This is a genomic window from Winogradskyella sp. A3E31 (assembly GCF_046720935.1).
Taxonomy (GTDB): Bacteria; Bacteroidota; Bacteroidia; order Flavobacteriales; family Flavobacteriaceae; genus Winogradskyella.
Map to the genome: position 1 here is coordinate 15,724 of NZ_JBHNWH010000008.1, position 17,274 is coordinate 32,997.

14 protein-coding genes are annotated in these 17,274 nt (G+C 37.9%); 3 read left to right on the forward strand and 11 right to left on the reverse strand.

Annotation, left to right across the window (positions count from 1 at the left end; translation table 11 throughout):
• Window position 1: 1 nt before the first annotated feature.
• Genes ACFEMA_RS10860 through ACFEMA_RS10890 form a run of 7 tightly spaced genes read right to left on the reverse strand, consistent with a single transcriptional unit; the run spans window position 2 to window position 6,861 of the window.
• Window positions 2-1,024 (reverse strand): glycosyltransferase, encoded by a 1,023-nt coding sequence (locus ACFEMA_RS10860; protein ID WP_411768227.1) that lies wholly within the window; start codon window positions 1,022-1,024, stop codon window positions 2-4.
• Window positions 1,021-1,947, reverse strand: a complete 927-nt coding sequence (locus ACFEMA_RS10865) for a glycosyltransferase family 2 protein (RefSeq protein ID WP_411768228.1) — start codon at window positions 1,945-1,947, stop codon at window positions 1,021-1,023. The genes ACFEMA_RS10860 and ACFEMA_RS10865 overlap by 4 nt, the downstream gene beginning before the upstream one ends.
• The gene (locus ACFEMA_RS10870; RefSeq protein ID WP_411768229.1) at window positions 1,940-2,824 is read right to left on the reverse strand and encodes a sulfotransferase family protein; all 885 of its coding nucleotides are present in this window, start codon (window positions 2,822-2,824) and stop codon (window positions 1,940-1,942) included. Before ACFEMA_RS10870 ends, ACFEMA_RS10865 begins: the two co-directional genes overlap by 8 nt.
• A complete protein-coding gene (locus ACFEMA_RS10875; protein ID WP_411768429.1) occupies window positions 2,817-3,896 on the reverse strand; it encodes a DegT/DnrJ/EryC1/StrS family aminotransferase in 1,080 nt (359 codons plus the stop codon). Before ACFEMA_RS10875 ends, ACFEMA_RS10870 begins: the two co-directional genes overlap by 8 nt.
• On the reverse strand, window positions 3,893-5,167 hold the full coding sequence (locus ACFEMA_RS10880) for a polysaccharide ABC transporter ATP-binding protein (protein WP_411768230.1): 1,275 nt from the start codon (window positions 5,165-5,167) through the stop codon (window positions 3,893-3,895). The genes ACFEMA_RS10875 and ACFEMA_RS10880 overlap by 4 nt, the downstream gene beginning before the upstream one ends.
• Window positions 5,168-5,171: 4 nt before the next feature.
• Window positions 5,172-5,990 carry a glycosyltransferase gene (locus ACFEMA_RS10885; RefSeq protein WP_411768231.1) on the reverse strand — a complete coding sequence of 273 codons (819 nt, stop codon included), beginning with the start codon at window positions 5,988-5,990 and terminating at the stop codon, window positions 5,172-5,174.
• A 4-nt stretch (window positions 5,991-5,994) separates the two neighbouring features.
• Window positions 5,995-6,861: an ABC transporter permease gene (locus tag ACFEMA_RS10890; RefSeq protein WP_411768232.1), complete on the reverse strand. Its 867-nt coding sequence runs from the start codon at window positions 6,859-6,861 to the stop codon at window positions 5,995-5,997.
• 476 nt (window positions 6,862-7,337) lie between these two features.
• Here ACFEMA_RS10890 and ACFEMA_RS10895 point away from each other — a divergent pair, with 476 nt between their 5' ends.
• Complete coding sequence (locus ACFEMA_RS10895; RefSeq protein ID WP_411768233.1) at window positions 7,338-8,138, forward strand: hypothetical protein; 801 nt, start codon at window positions 7,338-7,340, stop codon at window positions 8,136-8,138.
• A gap of 455 nt (window positions 8,139-8,593) precedes the next feature.
• Here the strand turns inward: ACFEMA_RS10895 and ACFEMA_RS10900 are convergent, their stop codons facing one another.
• Window positions 8,594-9,559: an SDR family oxidoreductase gene (locus tag ACFEMA_RS10900; RefSeq protein ID WP_411768234.1), complete on the reverse strand. Its 966-nt coding sequence runs from the start codon at window positions 9,557-9,559 to the stop codon at window positions 8,594-8,596.
• 446 nt (window positions 9,560-10,005) lie between these two features.
• Between ACFEMA_RS10900 and ACFEMA_RS10905 the strand changes: the two genes are divergently transcribed.
• Entirely contained in the window at window positions 10,006-10,380 is a 375-nt protein-coding gene (locus ACFEMA_RS10905; RefSeq protein WP_411768235.1) for an endonuclease domain-containing protein, read from the forward strand.
• Window positions 10,381-10,672: 292 nt separating this feature from the next.
• Here ACFEMA_RS10905 and ACFEMA_RS10910 read toward each other — a convergent pair whose 3' ends face one another.
• The 3 genes from ACFEMA_RS10910 to ACFEMA_RS10920 are packed head-to-tail and all read right to left on the reverse strand — an operon-like array spanning window position 10,673 to window position 15,250.
• Complete coding sequence (locus tag ACFEMA_RS10910; protein ID WP_411768236.1) at window positions 10,673-11,965, reverse strand: nucleotide sugar dehydrogenase; 1,293 nt, start codon at window positions 11,963-11,965, stop codon at window positions 10,673-10,675.
• Window positions 11,965-14,448: a GumC family protein gene (locus tag ACFEMA_RS10915; RefSeq protein ID WP_411768237.1), complete on the reverse strand. Its 2,484-nt coding sequence runs from the start codon at window positions 14,446-14,448 to the stop codon at window positions 11,965-11,967. Before ACFEMA_RS10915 ends, ACFEMA_RS10910 begins: the two co-directional genes overlap by 1 nt.
• 1 nt (window position 14,449) lies before the next feature.
• Window positions 14,450-15,250 carry a polysaccharide biosynthesis/export family protein gene (locus ACFEMA_RS10920; RefSeq protein WP_411768238.1) on the reverse strand — a complete coding sequence of 267 codons (801 nt, stop codon included), beginning with the start codon at window positions 15,248-15,250 and terminating at the stop codon, window positions 14,450-14,452.
• 100 nt (window positions 15,251-15,350) lie between these two features.
• Here ACFEMA_RS10920 and ACFEMA_RS10925 point away from each other — a divergent pair, with 100 nt between their 5' ends.
• Window positions 15,351-17,219 carry an ABC-F family ATP-binding cassette domain-containing protein gene (locus tag ACFEMA_RS10925; protein WP_411768239.1) on the forward strand — a complete coding sequence of 623 codons (1,869 nt, stop codon included), beginning with the start codon at window positions 15,351-15,353 and terminating at the stop codon, window positions 17,217-17,219.
• Window positions 17,220-17,274: the final 55 nt, after the last annotated feature.

Sequence of the window (17,274 nt, forward strand, 5' to 3'; positions counted from 1 at the left end):
CCTATTTTAAATGGTTTTTACTTAGCTTTTTTGCAATACTTAGCGACTCCCTGTATTTTGCTTGTCCAAAAAGCATGGCTCTTAAGCGTCCCTTTAGAGATTGTAAATGCAATACCTCTACATTACCCTCCTTGTTTGTTTTAAAACATAAGGACAACTCCAAAGCACAGATGTCTTTTACGGTTTTTAATAATTGCTGTTTTCTGCTTGGTCTCTTATTATGCATCACATGTTTATATGGGGAAAGTATGTGGTTAGAGTAGCCAAACCCCTCGTGCAACCGCTTTAGGTAAGCCCAAGTTATGCGTTGTGGGGTCATCACATGCTTAAAACTCAACTCTGAATAATAGTGAAGTTCAGCTCCAATTAATTTTAAGGCCATAGTCAATTCCGTATCTTCTCCAGCAACCAAAGATTTACTGTCTCGACCTTTAAGTACGGACCTAAAGCCAGCACTGTAAAGTTTAGACAACCACTGACGGTCCAAAATGGCTCCAGCGGTATATAAGCAGCCCTTATCGTAGGTTGTATCACCATCTGACTTGCCTTGAGGGCCGCATCCATAATTGCGCTCAAAGGCTGGAGTCATCCATTTTGAGGCTGAACTTCCATTATACTCTATAATGCCTTGGCCACCAACTGCAGCAATTTTTTCATTGCTTTTAATTCTGTCGTATGCTTGCCGTATGTAGTTTGGATTTAATAAATTATCGTCATCACAAAACACCATATATCGATAATTGGAAGAGTCTATCCCTCGTTGCCTGGCAAACATTGTCCCTGACTGTTTCTCAACTTCAATCCTAAGTGCTAATGGTGCTCCTAAGGTTTCCCAGGTCTCCTTAACAAAGCTAGACGTGCCATCAGTACTGTTATTATCAATAAGCAATAGTTCACAGGGAAAATCGATATGTTTTTGGTCAGCAATATGTACTAAGGTCGGTTGTAAACGCCCTACTCCATTGTAAGTCACTATTACAATAGATACACCTTTTTTGTCAGTATTTTCAAGGGATGTTATCACAATTTTGCTTTTATAGCTAGCCATTTAAAATAGGCTTCTAATTTAAAACGGATAGCCCATTTTTTTACTTTAGGAATGGGTCTTTTATAAAGTTCTCGTAAAAATTGGTTTTTCCAATTGTTACGCTTTGTAATTATGTTGTACTCCCTAGCCTTTGGAAACTTTATCAGTAATTCTTCATAATTTGTATAGTTAGAGTATGCTTTATTATAGTCAGGTTGTAGGGCGTAAACACTATCTGGATGTTGTCTATATACTGAAGTATTACAATTCAAAAACATTCCTTTACCAGAGTTTAAACATAAAAAATACAATGTATTATCCTTAAAAAAACGAAAATTTAAAAAATTTGATAACCACTGCGCTATAGATTTTTTTTCAAACACTGTTGTAAGTGTCATAGTGCAATATGGCGAACTGAAATTGTCAAAGCTAATATCCCATAAGGCTTCAGCTTTTCTGTCATTATACCAAATTGGGTTAATTATTTTATTCTCCCTTAAAATTTTATATCCTGTCCAACAAATAGAGTAATCTCTATTTGCTTCTAAAAAATCAATTTGCTTTTGTAGCTTATTAGAATCTGACCAGTAATCATCACCATCTAACAAGGCAACATACTTTCCTTGGCAATTTTTAAGAATATCATAAAAATTATAAAGCCGTCCATTTTTTTTTCGCTTTCTGTAATAATCACCTCCTATTTCTCTGTTTAATATATTAACAGATACATTTAAGTTATTAAATTTATAGGCTTTTATGAGTTTAAGCGTATTATCAGTAGAAAAATCATCACCTATTACCACTTCAAAATCAAAATTAGTCTTTTGCATATCAACACCCTTCAGAGCCTTAACAATAAAAGGCTCATGATTAAATGTCATTAAGCGTACACTTAATAAAGGCTTAGTGCTTTTAGACATAATTGAAACTTAATAAGCTTTTGTTGGCTATGGCATTAAAGCTATTAATTTCTTTATCTGAAAAATACATTTTATACTGCCCAATTAAATTTATATCTGGCGGCATTAAAGTTTTCATTTTCCAGTCTAATGTAAGCTTTGGCTCTAACTCCTTTTCATTGTTTATTATATAGTAATCTAACATTTTAGCATTAAATTCTACGCCTAGAAACTTTGATAACCTTATACATTCTTGTTCTAAATTAGATACTAAATCTTCATATAGCACAGTTAATTTATTCTCATTTTTTATAGTAGAGAGTGAATTAAGTATATTTTGATTGTTGTAATCCCACTCCCTTGCAATATCATCAATTTTAGAATGAAGAACTGGTTTGTAGGGACTTTCTGTTTTAATCTTTTTAAGCTTAAAATATGATACAGCCACATCCCTACCATCTCTGACCAAATGAATATATTTTGTATGAGGATATAATTGTTTTATTAGGTCTATATGCTTTATATAGTAGTTGTTCTTGTCTCCCCAAACTTTTACATCTTTATGTTGTTGTACCCCATAAGTTTTATATACTAAAGCCATTAGATCGGAGTAATTTTCAGGCAATTGCTCGTTTATATTTTCTTTTAATAAATTAAAATCTAGATTGTAAGTCTCTATTTTTTTTGAAGATGCCAAGTCTTTACAAAATTTCTCTACTTCTAACCTATTAACAGCATCTAATTGACTCCAGTTCTTATATTTTAAATGCCACCATTGAAGAAAACCGCACTCTGGCGGTACTGTAATATTTGGGTGTGACTGAAGAATTATACGTAACAATGTAGATCCGCTTCTTGGGTTCGACAGAATAAAAAAAGATTCATTTGCTTCAGTCATTAATAGCCTTTTTAATAATAGCAGATATATTGTTTTGATCCTTTTCTTTGAGATTATAATATAAAGGCAAACATAAAATACGCTTTGCTATTGACTCAGATATAGGACACTTAAAATCGTTTACATAACCCATTAAATTTAAAGAAGGGTAGAAATATCTTCGAGGATAAATTTGTTGGCTATTTAATCTATCCTTTACCTTTAAAAGTAGTTCTTCTGTTTTAAAGATAATCGGGTAATACGAATAGTTCCAATCAGTTCCTGGCCTTAAGCATATAATTTGAATGCTTTTAAAATTGCAAAAATGGCTGCCATAATTTTCTGTAATTCGCTTTCTATCATCTATTATTTTTTTTTGGTACTTGAGAACCGATAAACCCATAGCAGATTGAGGTTCAGACATTTTAGCATTTATTCCTATGCCTTCAAAAACATCTTCACCGTCATGTCCAAAATTATGATGAAGGTACATTTGTTTATATCTATCATCATTGCAAAACAATGCTCCTCCTTCACCTGTATGGAATAGTTTGGTGGCATGGAAGCTACAGGTACTCACATCCCCAAAATTAAAAATAGACTGGCCTTTGTACTCTACCCCAAAACAATGTGCAGCATCGTAGATGACCTTTAAACTGTGTTTTTTTGCAATTTTATCAATAGCCTCCACCTCGCAGGGATTACCAAACACATGCGTCGCTAAAATAGCAGAGGTCTTATCCGTGATTGCAGCTTCGATTTGAGTCTCATCAATAGTTAAATACTCTGGATGTATATCTACAAAAACCGGGGTACAGCCCTCCCATACAATAGAACTCGTTGTTGCTACATATGAAAATGGTGTGGTAATAATCTCCCCGTTTAGCCCTAATGCTTTTATGGCTATTTGCAACGGTAAAGTACCATTGGTCATGGCAATGAGCGGTCTGCTTTTTAAATAGTTCTGTAGTTTTTGTTCCAGCTCCTTGACCAATACCCCACGGTTGGTCATCCAACCGGTGTCCCACGCTCGTTTTAGAATAGCGTTGTATTCTTCTTGTGGTGGTAAAAACGTTTTGGTGACATTAATCATTGTCTCGTCCAATTAAAACGTGGTTTAATATAGCCTGGTTCTCGACCCATATAGGCGCCAATAGTCCGTTCTGCATCCACAATTGTAAAACTAATAATATCCTTTTCCATAAACTCAGCTTTACGTTGGTCTACAATGAGGTAAAAGGATAAAAAATATTGCCCCGACTGTAAAAACGATGCCGGAATGGTACAACATAATTCATTAGGCCCCTTATTAAGATCAATTCCTCCTTTACGGCTTGAGAACGAAAATAATGCATCTCCCAACTCGTTGATAAGGTGGTACGTAATATGGTATCGCTCTGGGGAGTTAGACTTTAAGTCTATTTCTGTAACAATTTGAATCTCTTCGTCTTCTAGAATAGGGTCGATTATCTTTTTCCCTGTGTTTGCAACAGATATGCCTTTTAACCTAAAGTTTGGCGTATTGTAGTCTTCTTCATCAAATTGTTTAATATTATCAACTTCGGCACTCCCTTTTAAATAGTAGCTTACAGCTTCATCCGTACCACCAGAAAAGACAATACGTCCATGTTCCAAGACTATGGCTCGGGTACACAAGGTTTTAACAGAGGCCATATTGTGGCTTACAAACAAGACCGTACGTCCCTCTTGGTTAGAAATGTCTTGCATCTTCCCTATTGCCTTTCTTTGAAATTCCGCATCTCCCACAGCCAAAACTTCATCAATCACCAAAATATCGGGCTCCAAAAAAGCTGCCACCGCAAAAGCCAAACGGACTCGCATCCCAGACGAATAGCGCTTTACTGGGGTATCTATATACAGCTTACAACCAGAGAACTCAACAATCTCTTCTTCCTTAGCTTTTATCTCTGCTTTGGTCATACCCAAAATAGCTCCATTGAGATAGATATTTTCCAAACCCGTTAATTCTGAATGAAACCCAGTACCGACTTCTAACAATGAAGCTATTTTACCTCTTGTTTTTACTTCACCAGTGGTCGGTAAAGTGATGCGTGACAGTATTTTTAATAATGTGGATTTCCCAGCACCATTTTTACCAATAATACCGACAACTTCACCAGTCTTTACTTCAAAGTCTATATCACGCAAGGCCCATACATAATCTTCATTGGCTTCTAAGGTACGGTCGTTATTACCCCCAACTTTTAAAAAAGGATCTTCCTTGCCTCGGACACGGTACCACCAACGCTTTAGATCATCCCCTAATGTGCCAGTACCCACCAAACCCAAACGGTATTGCTTCGATAGGTTCTCAACTTTTAATATGATTTTATTTTGATTCATTTTATTATTTAAAACTGGCTTTTATAGTTCTAAAAAATTCGAAAACCCCGAGTTGCAATACAAACACAAACACATAATATTTTAAATTAAACTTTGGCATTCTATCTATCGGAAACCCTTTTAGGTAGGATTTATTGCTTATTAAGTCAATGCTCATTTGATTGGACACATTTCGGTTATGAATGATCTGCAACCAAAAATAACCTTGTTTTACAGGGATAAATTGCGCTCTGTCTTTCCAATGGACATGCTCACAATTATAAGCGGTTTTAATAATTTTGCCTTCTTCAATCTTCTCTATATAGCTCACAAACGGCCCTGATACTACCCCTTTTTTTCTTGATAACCTGTTCACCTTATTAATGTCTAGGGTCAGCCCATTTTCTAAATCTATAATTGTATTTGGTTGTGGTTTAAAATGCTTTTGAATGGTTTTGACTGTATCAACATGATAACAGTCGTCATTATCAAAACGGCTGGTAATTATATATTCAGATTCTGCTCTAGTCTTAATTTCTTCAGGAAGTTTATTTTCGAAATCGGAATAATCTTCCACATAAATAGCATTAAACTGTGGTAAGCTGTTATTTATATCCTTGTTTTTTTCTTTAAACTTTAAGGGTGTATTCATATCAAAAAACACCAACCACGTAAAATCCTTACAACTTTGTTTTAATACAGATGGGTAACAATACATCATAAATAATTCGTAACGCTCAGTTAACCATTTTTGATCATTAACATTCTGTCCGTATTTGTCGCTAAGCCAACCCTTATTTTTAATGTTAAAACGCGTAATAATAAAATGGTCAAAGCTCTTCATTTTTCTAGATGGTATCTATAAATGTTTTTTCCGTTTTATTAAAAATAATGATTCCAAAAAACAACACAACAAGAGTAACTCCTGCGGTCATTAATAGGCCATTAGTGGACAAAGTGCCTTGGTTAGTGAGTGTATAACGGGCCGCCTCTATAATATATGCCAGTGGATTGTATTCTACCAGCCAGGCGAAACGTGGTAGTTTTTCCCGCATCAATGCCAAGGGGTACATGACGGCCGATAGATACATCAACAATTGTGTCCCAAAATTGATGAGAAACTTTAGATCCCTATATTTTGTGACCATTGCAGAAATGATCATGCCCAGTCCTAAACCTAATAATGCCATTAACAAAACCAATAGCGGAAATATCCAAATAGTAGTACTGAAGCTAATCTGTGACTCTTTAACGAAATAATAGTATGCGAAGAATACAAGAAATATCAATAACTGTATTCCAAAACGCATTAAGTTGGATATGACCGAGGACAATGGGCTTATCAATCTTGGAAAATAGACTTTAGAAAACATCCCAGCGTTTTTATTAAACGTAGTAGAGGTCGATGTTAAACAGGATTTGAAATAATTCCATATTGAAATCCCTGCCAAGTTAAATAGAAAAGGGGGGACTGTTCCTGTTTCTATATTGGCCACTTTATTAAAAATAATGGTAAAGGTCAATGCTGTAAAGAGGGGCTGAATGAGGTACCATAAAGGGCCTAGAATCGTCTGTTTATACACCGTCACCACATCACGTTTAACAAAGAGCATCAGTAAATCACGATACCTCCAGATTTCCTTGAAGTTAAAATCTATGAGCTTGCGCTTAGCAGAAATGGTGTATAACCAAGGGGTGTCTTTTGATGGGTTCAATCCAATAGATTTAGTTAAGTGCTAATATACAGAATGCCTTTAAATGATTAAAGTTTATGGCAGCTCCTTACTATGAAGTTATTAACTAGGGTTTGAACAATTGGGGGTTGGATTTTTAGATGGGTTAGATTGTTAGATCCTTAGATTTTTAGATTGTTAGACTGTTAGATTCTTCAGTTATCCCGATAGCTATTGGGATTCCTTCTGAATGACATTTGGGGTATTTATAAGGCAAATTCCCGCCTTACTCCTTCGTTAAAACTTCGGTAGCACAAAGCGCGGGAATGACAGGTTTAGTGAGAATGGCAATCATCGATTTAACACATATTTAACTTAAAGGCAACGACTAAATCACTGGTGTATTGAGTATATCTATATACCGATATTTCTTACAAGCACTATCCCATACAAAGGCCTTTGTATTTTAATTATTGTTTCATCAGTAACACATTGTGTTACCTAAAAATCAATTTATTATGGCTAAAAATAGAAGCTATATTGATCTGGAAGGCACCCTGGGTGGGTTGACCTTTTACAGAAGCGGTGGACAGTCCATCGTTAAAACAAAGAGTGCTATCAACAAGGATCGTATCCTTAAAGAAGCAAATTTTAAACGTACTCGAGAGAACATGAGTGAGTTTGGTGGCAGTGCAAAAGTCGGTAAATCTCTACGGCACGGTTTTGCCAGTATTGTTAGTATTATGAGTGATCGAACCGTTACCGGTCGTTTAACTGCTGTTATGAAACGGATTAATGCCAATGGTGCTGGAGTCCGTGGTAAACGCGAGTTTAGTATTTTACCCAACAAAGGATTTTTAGAGGGCTTTGAATTTAATAAAGGTCTATCCTTAGAAACCGTTTTTTATGCCCCTTATAGTGTTCCGAGTCTGGATGCTAATCGCAGTATTGCCACCTGGACGATTCCTGATTTTAACACTTCGGATTATCTACATCCACCTGAAGGTGCCAGTCACTTTAGATTGGTATTAGCCTGTAGTGTTCTGAGCGATTTTTCGTATGATAATGCATTAAAATCCTATGAACCTGTTGAACCTAATGAGAACGAAGTGAGTGCCATCAGTTTTAGTTCTGAAATTCCATTGGGTGGTCTTGTTGGTAGTGACACCACCTTGGTTGCCGATCTTGGGTTTACAGCAGCACTACCAGCTACTGTTGGTGTTGTGGTTGCTTTGGGCATTATTTTCTATCAGGACATCAATGGTTCTTTTTATGAACTGGCTAGTGACAATGCTATGAGCATTGCTCTTGTTGGCTAAGTTATTGTGCTTTTTTAAGTACTTATCGGAGGGTCGTTATTCTTTTTTAAGAGTAGCGGCTTTTCGGTTTTTGGTGAGGTTTTAAGGTTTATAATACGTTATAGATTCTTCGGTCTTTACAATGCCTCTCATAAATAAGATTTTTTTCAAACTCCCCGTCTGTGGTTCTGCCACAGACACCCCTCTTTGTCTAAAGCGGGGAGCTTTCTTTTGATATTTGTCGTGACCGATAGTGGACAGGACTCTGAGTGGTAGTTATAGGTTTTTAAAATTAGATTCCCGCCTACGCGGGGATGACAAGGAGGGCGAGAATGCTAAAGGGGGTATGGAATGATGGCATAATTCTTTTAATACATTTCGCCTGCGCTCAAGGTGACATGTAGGAGTGACACGGTAGGTCGAAACTACCATGTTGTGGAGTAAAAAAAAATGAGATTCCTGCTTTCGCAGGAAAACTATTTAGAAAACCAATCCCATGTTAATTGAAGGCCTTCTTCTACTTTGACCACAGGCTCATAACTTAATAAACTTTTAGCCTTTGAGATATCCGCCAGTGAATCACGCACATCCCCTTGTCGAGGTGCTACATACCTGGGTTTAAGATCACTGTTTGCCGCCAATTTTAGGCCTTCCCACAATTGGTTGACAGAAATACGTTCTCCACAGGCCACATTAAAGACTTCATTACTCGCCTTATCATTAGCAAAGAATGCTTTGATATTCGCCTGAACTGCATTAGCTACATAGGTAAAGTCACGCGTTTGTTCACCATCTCCATGAATGTTTGGAGACCTATCATCCTTTAACGCTTGCATAAATAAGGGAATCACGGCTGCATAAGCACCATTTGGACTTTGATACGGGCCATAGACATTGAAATACCGCAGACCAATAGTGTCCATGCCATAGGTCTTGGCAAACACATCAGCATACAATTCATTGACGAGTTTAGTCACAGCGTACGGAGATAAGGGCTTCCCAATGTTCTCCTCAACTTTTGGTAAGGTTGTACTGTCTCCATAGGTAGAGCTTGAAGCTGCATAGACCATGCGTTTTATGGTACTACTGTCCTTAACCGCCACCAGCATATTTAAAAACCCCGAGACATTAACGGCATTTGAGGTTATAGGATCTTTGATAGATCGTGGTACAGATCCCAACGCCGCTTGGTGACTGACATAGTCCATATCCTTTACAGCGGCTCTACAGGTGTCTAGGTCTCGGATATCTCCTTCTATAAATTCGAAATTCGGGTGGTTTGTAAAACGTTCTATATTTGAGTAGTAGCCGTTTGAGAGGTTGTCTAAGACCCTTACTTTTTTGGCAGTATTTTCTAACAAGTATTCTACCAAATTGCTCCCAATGAAGCCTGCTCCTCCAGTAACTAGATAAGCGTGGTTTTTTATTTTATCTTCAAACATTCTTAGTTATTCTTTCTTGATCTGTGACAGACATTATAGGGTAAAATTAGCACTATTATTTCAAACCCATCGCTTTCACTATGTTTTCCTGCCCGCCGTCTCGCACCTGCACTAAATACATCTACTAGATGTATTTTTTACGTTTGGTCGCCCTTTATCTAAAGGGAAGAGCTTTAGTAGGTAATACATTAATAATCTTAACTCAGGAATATTCCTTGTACTTAATTGTTTACATCCATTGAATAATATGGTGATGTAAATAAACTATCTATTTATTGTACATTTTTTAAGACATTTACCCTTAAATAACCATCATTAAACGTTGAACACCTAATACAAAATTAAGAACAAACAAAAGCTCCCCGCTTTAGATAAAGAGGGGTGGATTCGGCAATAGCCGAAGACGGGGAGTTTGACTATTTATTAGTAAACGCTACATTTAAACTGTGAGCCAACAAAAACTTCATAATCGTCAGCACTTAAAAGATTTGAAAAAAGAGCTTCGTCATAATCTGACACCAGCAGAAGCTAAATTATGGACAGAACTTAAATCTAGACAACTCAAAGGAAGGCGATTTAATAGACAACATAGTATCGGTAATTATATCGTTGATTTTTATTGTGCTTCTGAAAAGTTAATTGTTGAGTTAGACGGTGATGTTCATAACAATCCTATAGCTCAAGATTATGACCTAAAAAGAACAGCATATCTTGAAAATTTAGGTTATAAAGTGCTTCGCTTTGAGAATAAGATGGTTTTTGACCATATGAGATCTGTATTGCAAGGGATTACTGAGTGTTTTAAAGAAGAAAAATCTTAAGGTCAAACCCTTCGCTTTCACTGTGTTTTCCCGCTCGATATATCACACCTAATCTAGTTTTTTCAAACCCATCGCTTTCACTGTCGTGAAACCACTTCCCTTCATCTGAAGGGAAGAGCTTTGGTAGGTAATGTATTAATGATTTTAACTCAGGATTATTGCTTGTGCTTAATTGTTTATTTCCATTAAATAGCATGGTGATGTAAACAAATAATTAAAATAGATTCCCGTTTTCACGGGAATGACAATAAGGTATAAATGACAAAACTATTTGGTTTTGACAACACGACAATTACAACCGAGCATCCACCTCAGCTACAGGCAATATACCCTTAACATCAAAAATAACGGTCTGTGCTGTTTTCAGTGGTGACAAATCAAGAGTCTTAAACTCATTGTGCCCAACGGCTACGATGATGGCATCGTACACCCTGTTAAGATCCTTACAATTGGATAATAATTGTAAATCGTACTCAGTCTTTACGTCTTTTTCGGAAGCCCAAGGATCACAAATGTCCACAGCGACATTATAGGATTTTAATTCTTTAATAATATCAATGACCCTGGAGTTACGGATGTCCGGACAATTTTCCTTAAAGGCAATACCTAAAATCAAGACTTTAGAATCTTTAATAGCCGTACCCTTACCAATCATCAACTTCACCGTTTCCTGGGCTACATAGGCTCCCATACTGTCATTCATTTTACGCCCTGCCAAAATAATCTCAGGGTCGTAGCCAGATTCTATGGCTTTTTGAGCGAGATAATAGGGATCTACCCCTATACAATGTCCACCGACCAGTCCCGGTGTGAAATTGATAAAGTTCCATTTGGTACCCGCGGCCTTCAACACTTCCTTGGTATCGATATTTAATACTCTAAATATTTTAGACAGCTCATTGACAAAAGCAATGTTGATATCTCGTTGGGAATTCTCAATGACCTTTGCTGCTTCCGCCACCTTGATGGACGGTGCCAAATAGGTGCCTGCTTCTATAATGGATTGGTATAATTGATCTATGCGTTGTGCGACCTCAGGAGTTGAGCCTGAGGTGACTTTTAGTATCTTAGTGATGGTGTGGGTTTTATCGCCTGGATTAATCCGCTCAGGGGAATAGCCCACAAAAAAATCGGTATTGAATGTTAATTGTGATTCTCGCTCTAAAATAGGCACACAGAGATCTTCCGTCACTCCGGGATAAACGGTAGATTCGTAAATCACAATATTACCCGGTTTGAGATACTGCCCTACCGTGGTACTGCTCTGCACCAAGGGGTCTAAAATGGGTTTGTTTAAGTCATCCGTTGGTGTGGGCACCGTGACAATGTAAATATCTGCCTCTTTCAGTAGCTCTGGATGAGAAGCCAAAGACAGTCCTATGCTGCCTTCTTCTTTTAAAACAGCTTTTAAGTCTTTATCACCAACTTCTAAGGTCTCATCAACACCTGATTTTAAAGCTTCTACGCGGTCATCTTTGATATCATAACCCAGTACTTTGTATTGTTTGGCAAATTCCACAGCTAGCGGCAATCCCACATAGCCTAAACCAATAATTGCAATAGTTGGTTGGTTGGTTTCTCTCATTACAGGCGCTTAATAAATCGTTTGACTTTAGAAAGTATAGAATTTTTATCATTTTCGTGATAGGCATTGCCATAAGCTCCATAACCGTAGCCATAGCCGTAACCATAGCCATAACCGTAGCCATAATTATGGTTGCTCTTATGCTTGTAGAAGTTCAGTAAAAAGTGGACGTTCTTTAATTCCCCTTTACGCCATTTGGAATTGACCAGCCCTAACATGCCTTTTTTGGTATAGTCCAAACGAATGAGAAATATCGTGGCATCTGCATATTGGGTCAGCTCTAAAGCATCCGTTACCAAGCCCAATGGAGGAGTGTCCAAGACAATAATGTCATATTCCTTGCGCAATTCTTGCATTAATGCTTTCATACGATCTTCCATCAACAGTTCTGATGGGTTTGGAGGAATAGGACCCGAAGGAATCACATCCAGATTAGGAATATGTGTCGTGGTCCTAATCTCGTCGAGGCTGTTGTCCCCAATCAGATAGTTGACCACACCCAAATCGTTCTTCATATTAAAATCCCCAAAAATCTTTGGTTTCCGTAAGTCGAGACCTAAAATAATGGTCTTTTTACCCGAAAGGGCGTACACGGATGCAATATTGATAGAGCAAAAGGTCTTTCCTTCTCCGCTGACGGAAGAGGTAATCATTAGGGTTTTTCCTAAATCGGTCGGCCCTTGCTTTTTATAAATAAATTGCAAGCTAGAACGTATGGCCCTAAAGGATTCGGATACGGCTGACTTTGGCTTTTCAAAAGCCACTAAATTGTTTTTGTAATTGTACTTGCCCACCAGACCAATAATGGGGATACGTGATAGGCGCTCTACCTCATCCGAACCGTGGATGGTATTGTCCAGTAAAAAGCGGACAAATATGATGAACATGGGTACAAAAAAGCCCACCATTAGAGCCATCATATAGTTGAGTGAGCGGTTTGGACCGATAAGTCCTCCGCCAATATCCTTAGCGGCATCAATAATATTGATATCTGAGACATTAGCTGCCTTTACTATGGCTGCCTCAGAACGTTTTGACAGATACACATTATAAGAGTCCTGATTGATATCCAGTTTACGTTGGATCCTTAAAAACTCTTGTTGTTCCTCCGGCAACTCTGCCAATTGGGCTTCAAATTGGGCAATCCTAGAATTGATAGTGCCCAATTGCAAATTGATAGACCGTCTTCTGTTATTAATCAACTCAAAAGCCACGCTCTTTTCGGCATCGATTTGACTGTCAATTTGTTTAAGCAATATGGATCCTTCTCTGGTGGTTTGCTCTAAATTTTGGCGCTGTATTGCCAAATTTGTGATGGTATTAATGCTACTCAATAATCCTCCTTCATCAATACCTACAGATGTTGGTGCCGCAATGTTGGTATAATCGGATTTGTTCTGTAAATAGGTTTCTAAATTATTAAGGTAAGAGATTTTAATATCCTCTTCCTCTTTTTGGAGTTCAAATTCTTTTAAGCGACCGGATATCGTGGCAATTTCATCAGAGACATCAAAAACCTGGTTGGCACGCCTAAAGGCATTCATTTCATCCGTATTGTCCTTGAGTTTACCCGTGACTGCATTTAAACTGCTATCAATAAATTTTATGGTATTGGTGGCGTATAAATTTTTATTGCGCAATTCGGTCTCCGCTAAAATGGTGGCTGTGGTGTTTAAATAATCGACAATTTTTGCCTTGTTGGTTCCAGCCTGTGCTAATGACAATACCGTTGAACTGCCTCTAAAAAAACTTGTACTGACACTGTTTTTAAAGCCCTGTACCACATTATCAAAACTTGAAAAGCGCACAAAGTATTGGGTTGCAGCATTAACGCCCCTGCCTTCTCTTTTGCTAATGCTTGCATTTAGAAATGGTAATGCAATCTGCTCCCCATACTTAAAACGCTGTCGAAATTCGCCTATAGGCATCTTGTCCCTATAGACCTCTTTGTCTGAATAGCGTTGACAGGTAATACCTGGACTTTCAAAATTGTAAATTAATTCAAAACTTTGAGCATCAATCTCTTTTATTTCGATGGGTTTCCCTAAAACTTGTCCTTTGGTTTTATCGATAGTGACCACAAAAGGTGAGGCTGTATAGATGTCCTCCATACGGTATTTTCCCTGTTTCAAATATTGCATGTAAAACTGTAAAGAATCTACCACCAACTCATTATGACTACGGGTAGCCAAGGTCGTCATCACCTTACCTATTTTACCCGACACTCCTCCCCAGTTAAAAGAAATACTGGTATTGGCCGTAAAAAATGGATTCTGTTCTGATTCTACAGAAACCAGTGCATTTAATCGGTAAATGTTTTGCTTACGGGCATTAATGAGGTAGGCAATAACAAGAGCGACACCGATACATAAGACGATCAGTTTCCAATAATGGATTACCTTAAATAAAAAGCCTTGAAAGTCGAAGGTGAGACGTCCTCCCCCGCTTTCATCAAAATCCAAATCCTCGTCCAATCCTGCCATGTTAAATGCGATCGATTAATAAAATAGTACTTGTTATGACTGATAACACTCCAATAACAGTTGTAAACGTTTGAATACCATTAATCCCAATACCTGTGGACTTCTGTTTTAAAGGCTTTACATAAATCATGTCATTAGGCTGAATGTAATAGTAAGGAGAATACATCACTTCTCTAGACGTTAAGTCGATATGGTGAATCTCTTGACCATACGGATATTGCCTAACTATCAATACATCTGTCCTATCCCCAAATTGTGTGATATCACCAGCATTGGCAATGGCCTCAAAAATATTGGCACGTTCTTTAAACAAGGTCTGTTCTCCATTCCCAATTTCTCCCAAGGTTGTATAACGTAAGCCTGCTAATCTTACGGTGACAATAATGGTGGCATACTCATTGAATTCCTTCTCCAACAAGCGCTTTTTAATCATGGCTTCAATCTCTTTGGTCGTCATCCCCACCACTTTAAAATCTCCCAATTGCGGTATGGTAATTGAGCCTTGTAAACTTACCGAAAATCCATCGTAATAGGCACGCTCGTTAGAGGCGGCATCTAACTGACTATCGGAGGTTGGGTTGAAAATATTAGTGATTTCGTTATCCAAAGCATCTAATACCCTAATGCGAATATTTAAGATGTCATTAATTTGAATGCGATAGGGCTTACTCTGCTCTACCAGCTTTGGAATACTATCATTTTTACTAGGCTTATCTTGAAGGTATAGCACGTCTTTATGAGGAATGCAAGACACACAGAATAAAAGGCTGATTACCAATACGCCCAGAAGGTATTTAGTCATTGAATCAAACGGTTTACAGACAAATATAAGCTAACGGCAGGAATAACAAAACTATTGCCTTTTTTTTTGGAAGTTTTCCGTTCTTTGTAAAAAAAGCACTGTGAATTACCTCAATGTTGAACAGATATCTAAATCCTACGGTGAACTACAATTGTTCAGTGACATCTCATTCAGTATCCATAAGGACCACAAGGTGGCTTTTGTGGCTAAAAACGGTAGTGGTAAGACGTCCATACTAAATATCTTAGCAGGAAAAGAATCACCGGATAGTGGGCAAGTGGTAGTGAGAAATGGTATCCGCCTGTCCTTTTTAGACCAGGAACCCGACCTCGACCCCAAACTCAGCGTTGAAGAATCCATCTATGCTTCGGATTTACCCATACTGAAGGTCATTGAAGCCTATGAAAACGCTCTTAAACACCCTGAAGATACAGATGCCTACCAAAAGGCTTTTGAGGCTATGGAACGCCATAACGCCTGGGAATTTGAAACCCAGTTTCAGCAAATTTTGTTTCAGCTAAAGCTTGAAGACTTGGATGCCAAAGTGGGGCGTTTGTCTGGGGGGCAGAAAAAGCGTTTAGCTCTGGCACAGGCATTGATTAGCAATCCTGATGTTTTGATTTTAGATGAGCCTACCAACCATCTCGACCTTGAAATGATAGAATGGTTAGAACGTTATTTTGCCGAAAGGCAGCTCACCCTTTTTATGGTGACCCACGATCGCTACTTCTTAGAACGGGTGTGTACAGAAATTATAGAATTAGATCAGGGGCAACTCTATACCTATAAAGGCAATTACTCCTATTACCTAGAAAAGCGCGAGGCCCGGATTGAAAATGAGGCTATTGAAACCAACAAGGCCAAACAGCTCTTTAAAAAGGAATTGGATTGGATGCGCCGACAGCCCAAGGCCAGAACCACAAAATCCAAAAGTCGTATTGATGATTTTTTCGATATTAAGGCCAAAGCGCATCAACGCAGAAAAGACCACGAAGTCCAACTTGAGATTAACATGGAGCGTCTGGGCAGTAAGATTATTGAGTTCCATAATGTCTCTAAATCCTTTAAAGACACCACCATTTTAGACGGCTTTGACTACACCTTTAAAAAAGGGGAACGTGTGGGCATTATTGGAAAAAATGGTACTGGTAAATCGACATTCTTAAACCTATTAACGGAAAATCTGCAGCCTGATGGCGGTAAAATTGTCATCGGTGATACTGTAAAATTTGGATATTATACCCAAGGCGGTATTGCTGTAAAACCGGGGCAAAAAGTGATAGAGGTCATTAAAGAGTTTGGTGACTATATCCCTTTGGCTAAAGGACGCCAAATTAGTGCACAACAACTGTTGGAGCGGTTTTTATTCAGCCGTAAAAAACAGTATGATTATGTTGAAAAACTAAGTGGCGGTGAACAGAAACGCCTCTATCTCTGTACGGTTCTGATTCAAAATCCTAATGTGCTGATTTTAGATGAGCCTACCAATGACCTAGATATTGTGACCTTAAATGTTTTGGAAAGTTTCTTGTTAGACTTTCCAGGTTGTTTGCTCGTCGTGTCCCACGATCGCTATTTTATGGATAAAATTGTGGATCATTTATTTGTATTTAAGGGTGATGGCGTCGTTGATGATTTTCCTGGTAATTATTCTGACTTTAGAGCCTATGAAGATAGCCAACCAAAAACTACAAAATCTACACAGGACACCCCTAAAGAGACCACCACCACTCCATCTGAAAACGAGAAAAAGAAATTAAGCTACAACGAACAGAAAGAATACAAGAATCTGGAAAGTAAAATACGTTCCTTAGAGTTGGACAAAAAAGCCTTAGAAGCCAAGTTTCTTAACCCTGATTTGGAACAAGAGGACATCAACAAACTATCAGAGGAACTACAGGTGATTCTTGATACCATTGACGAAAAAGAGGCGCGATGGTTTGAATTGGCGGAGAAGTATGAGGGTTAGTGAGAAGTGAGAAGTGAGAAGTGAGAAGTGAGAAGTGAGAAGTGAGAAGTGAGAA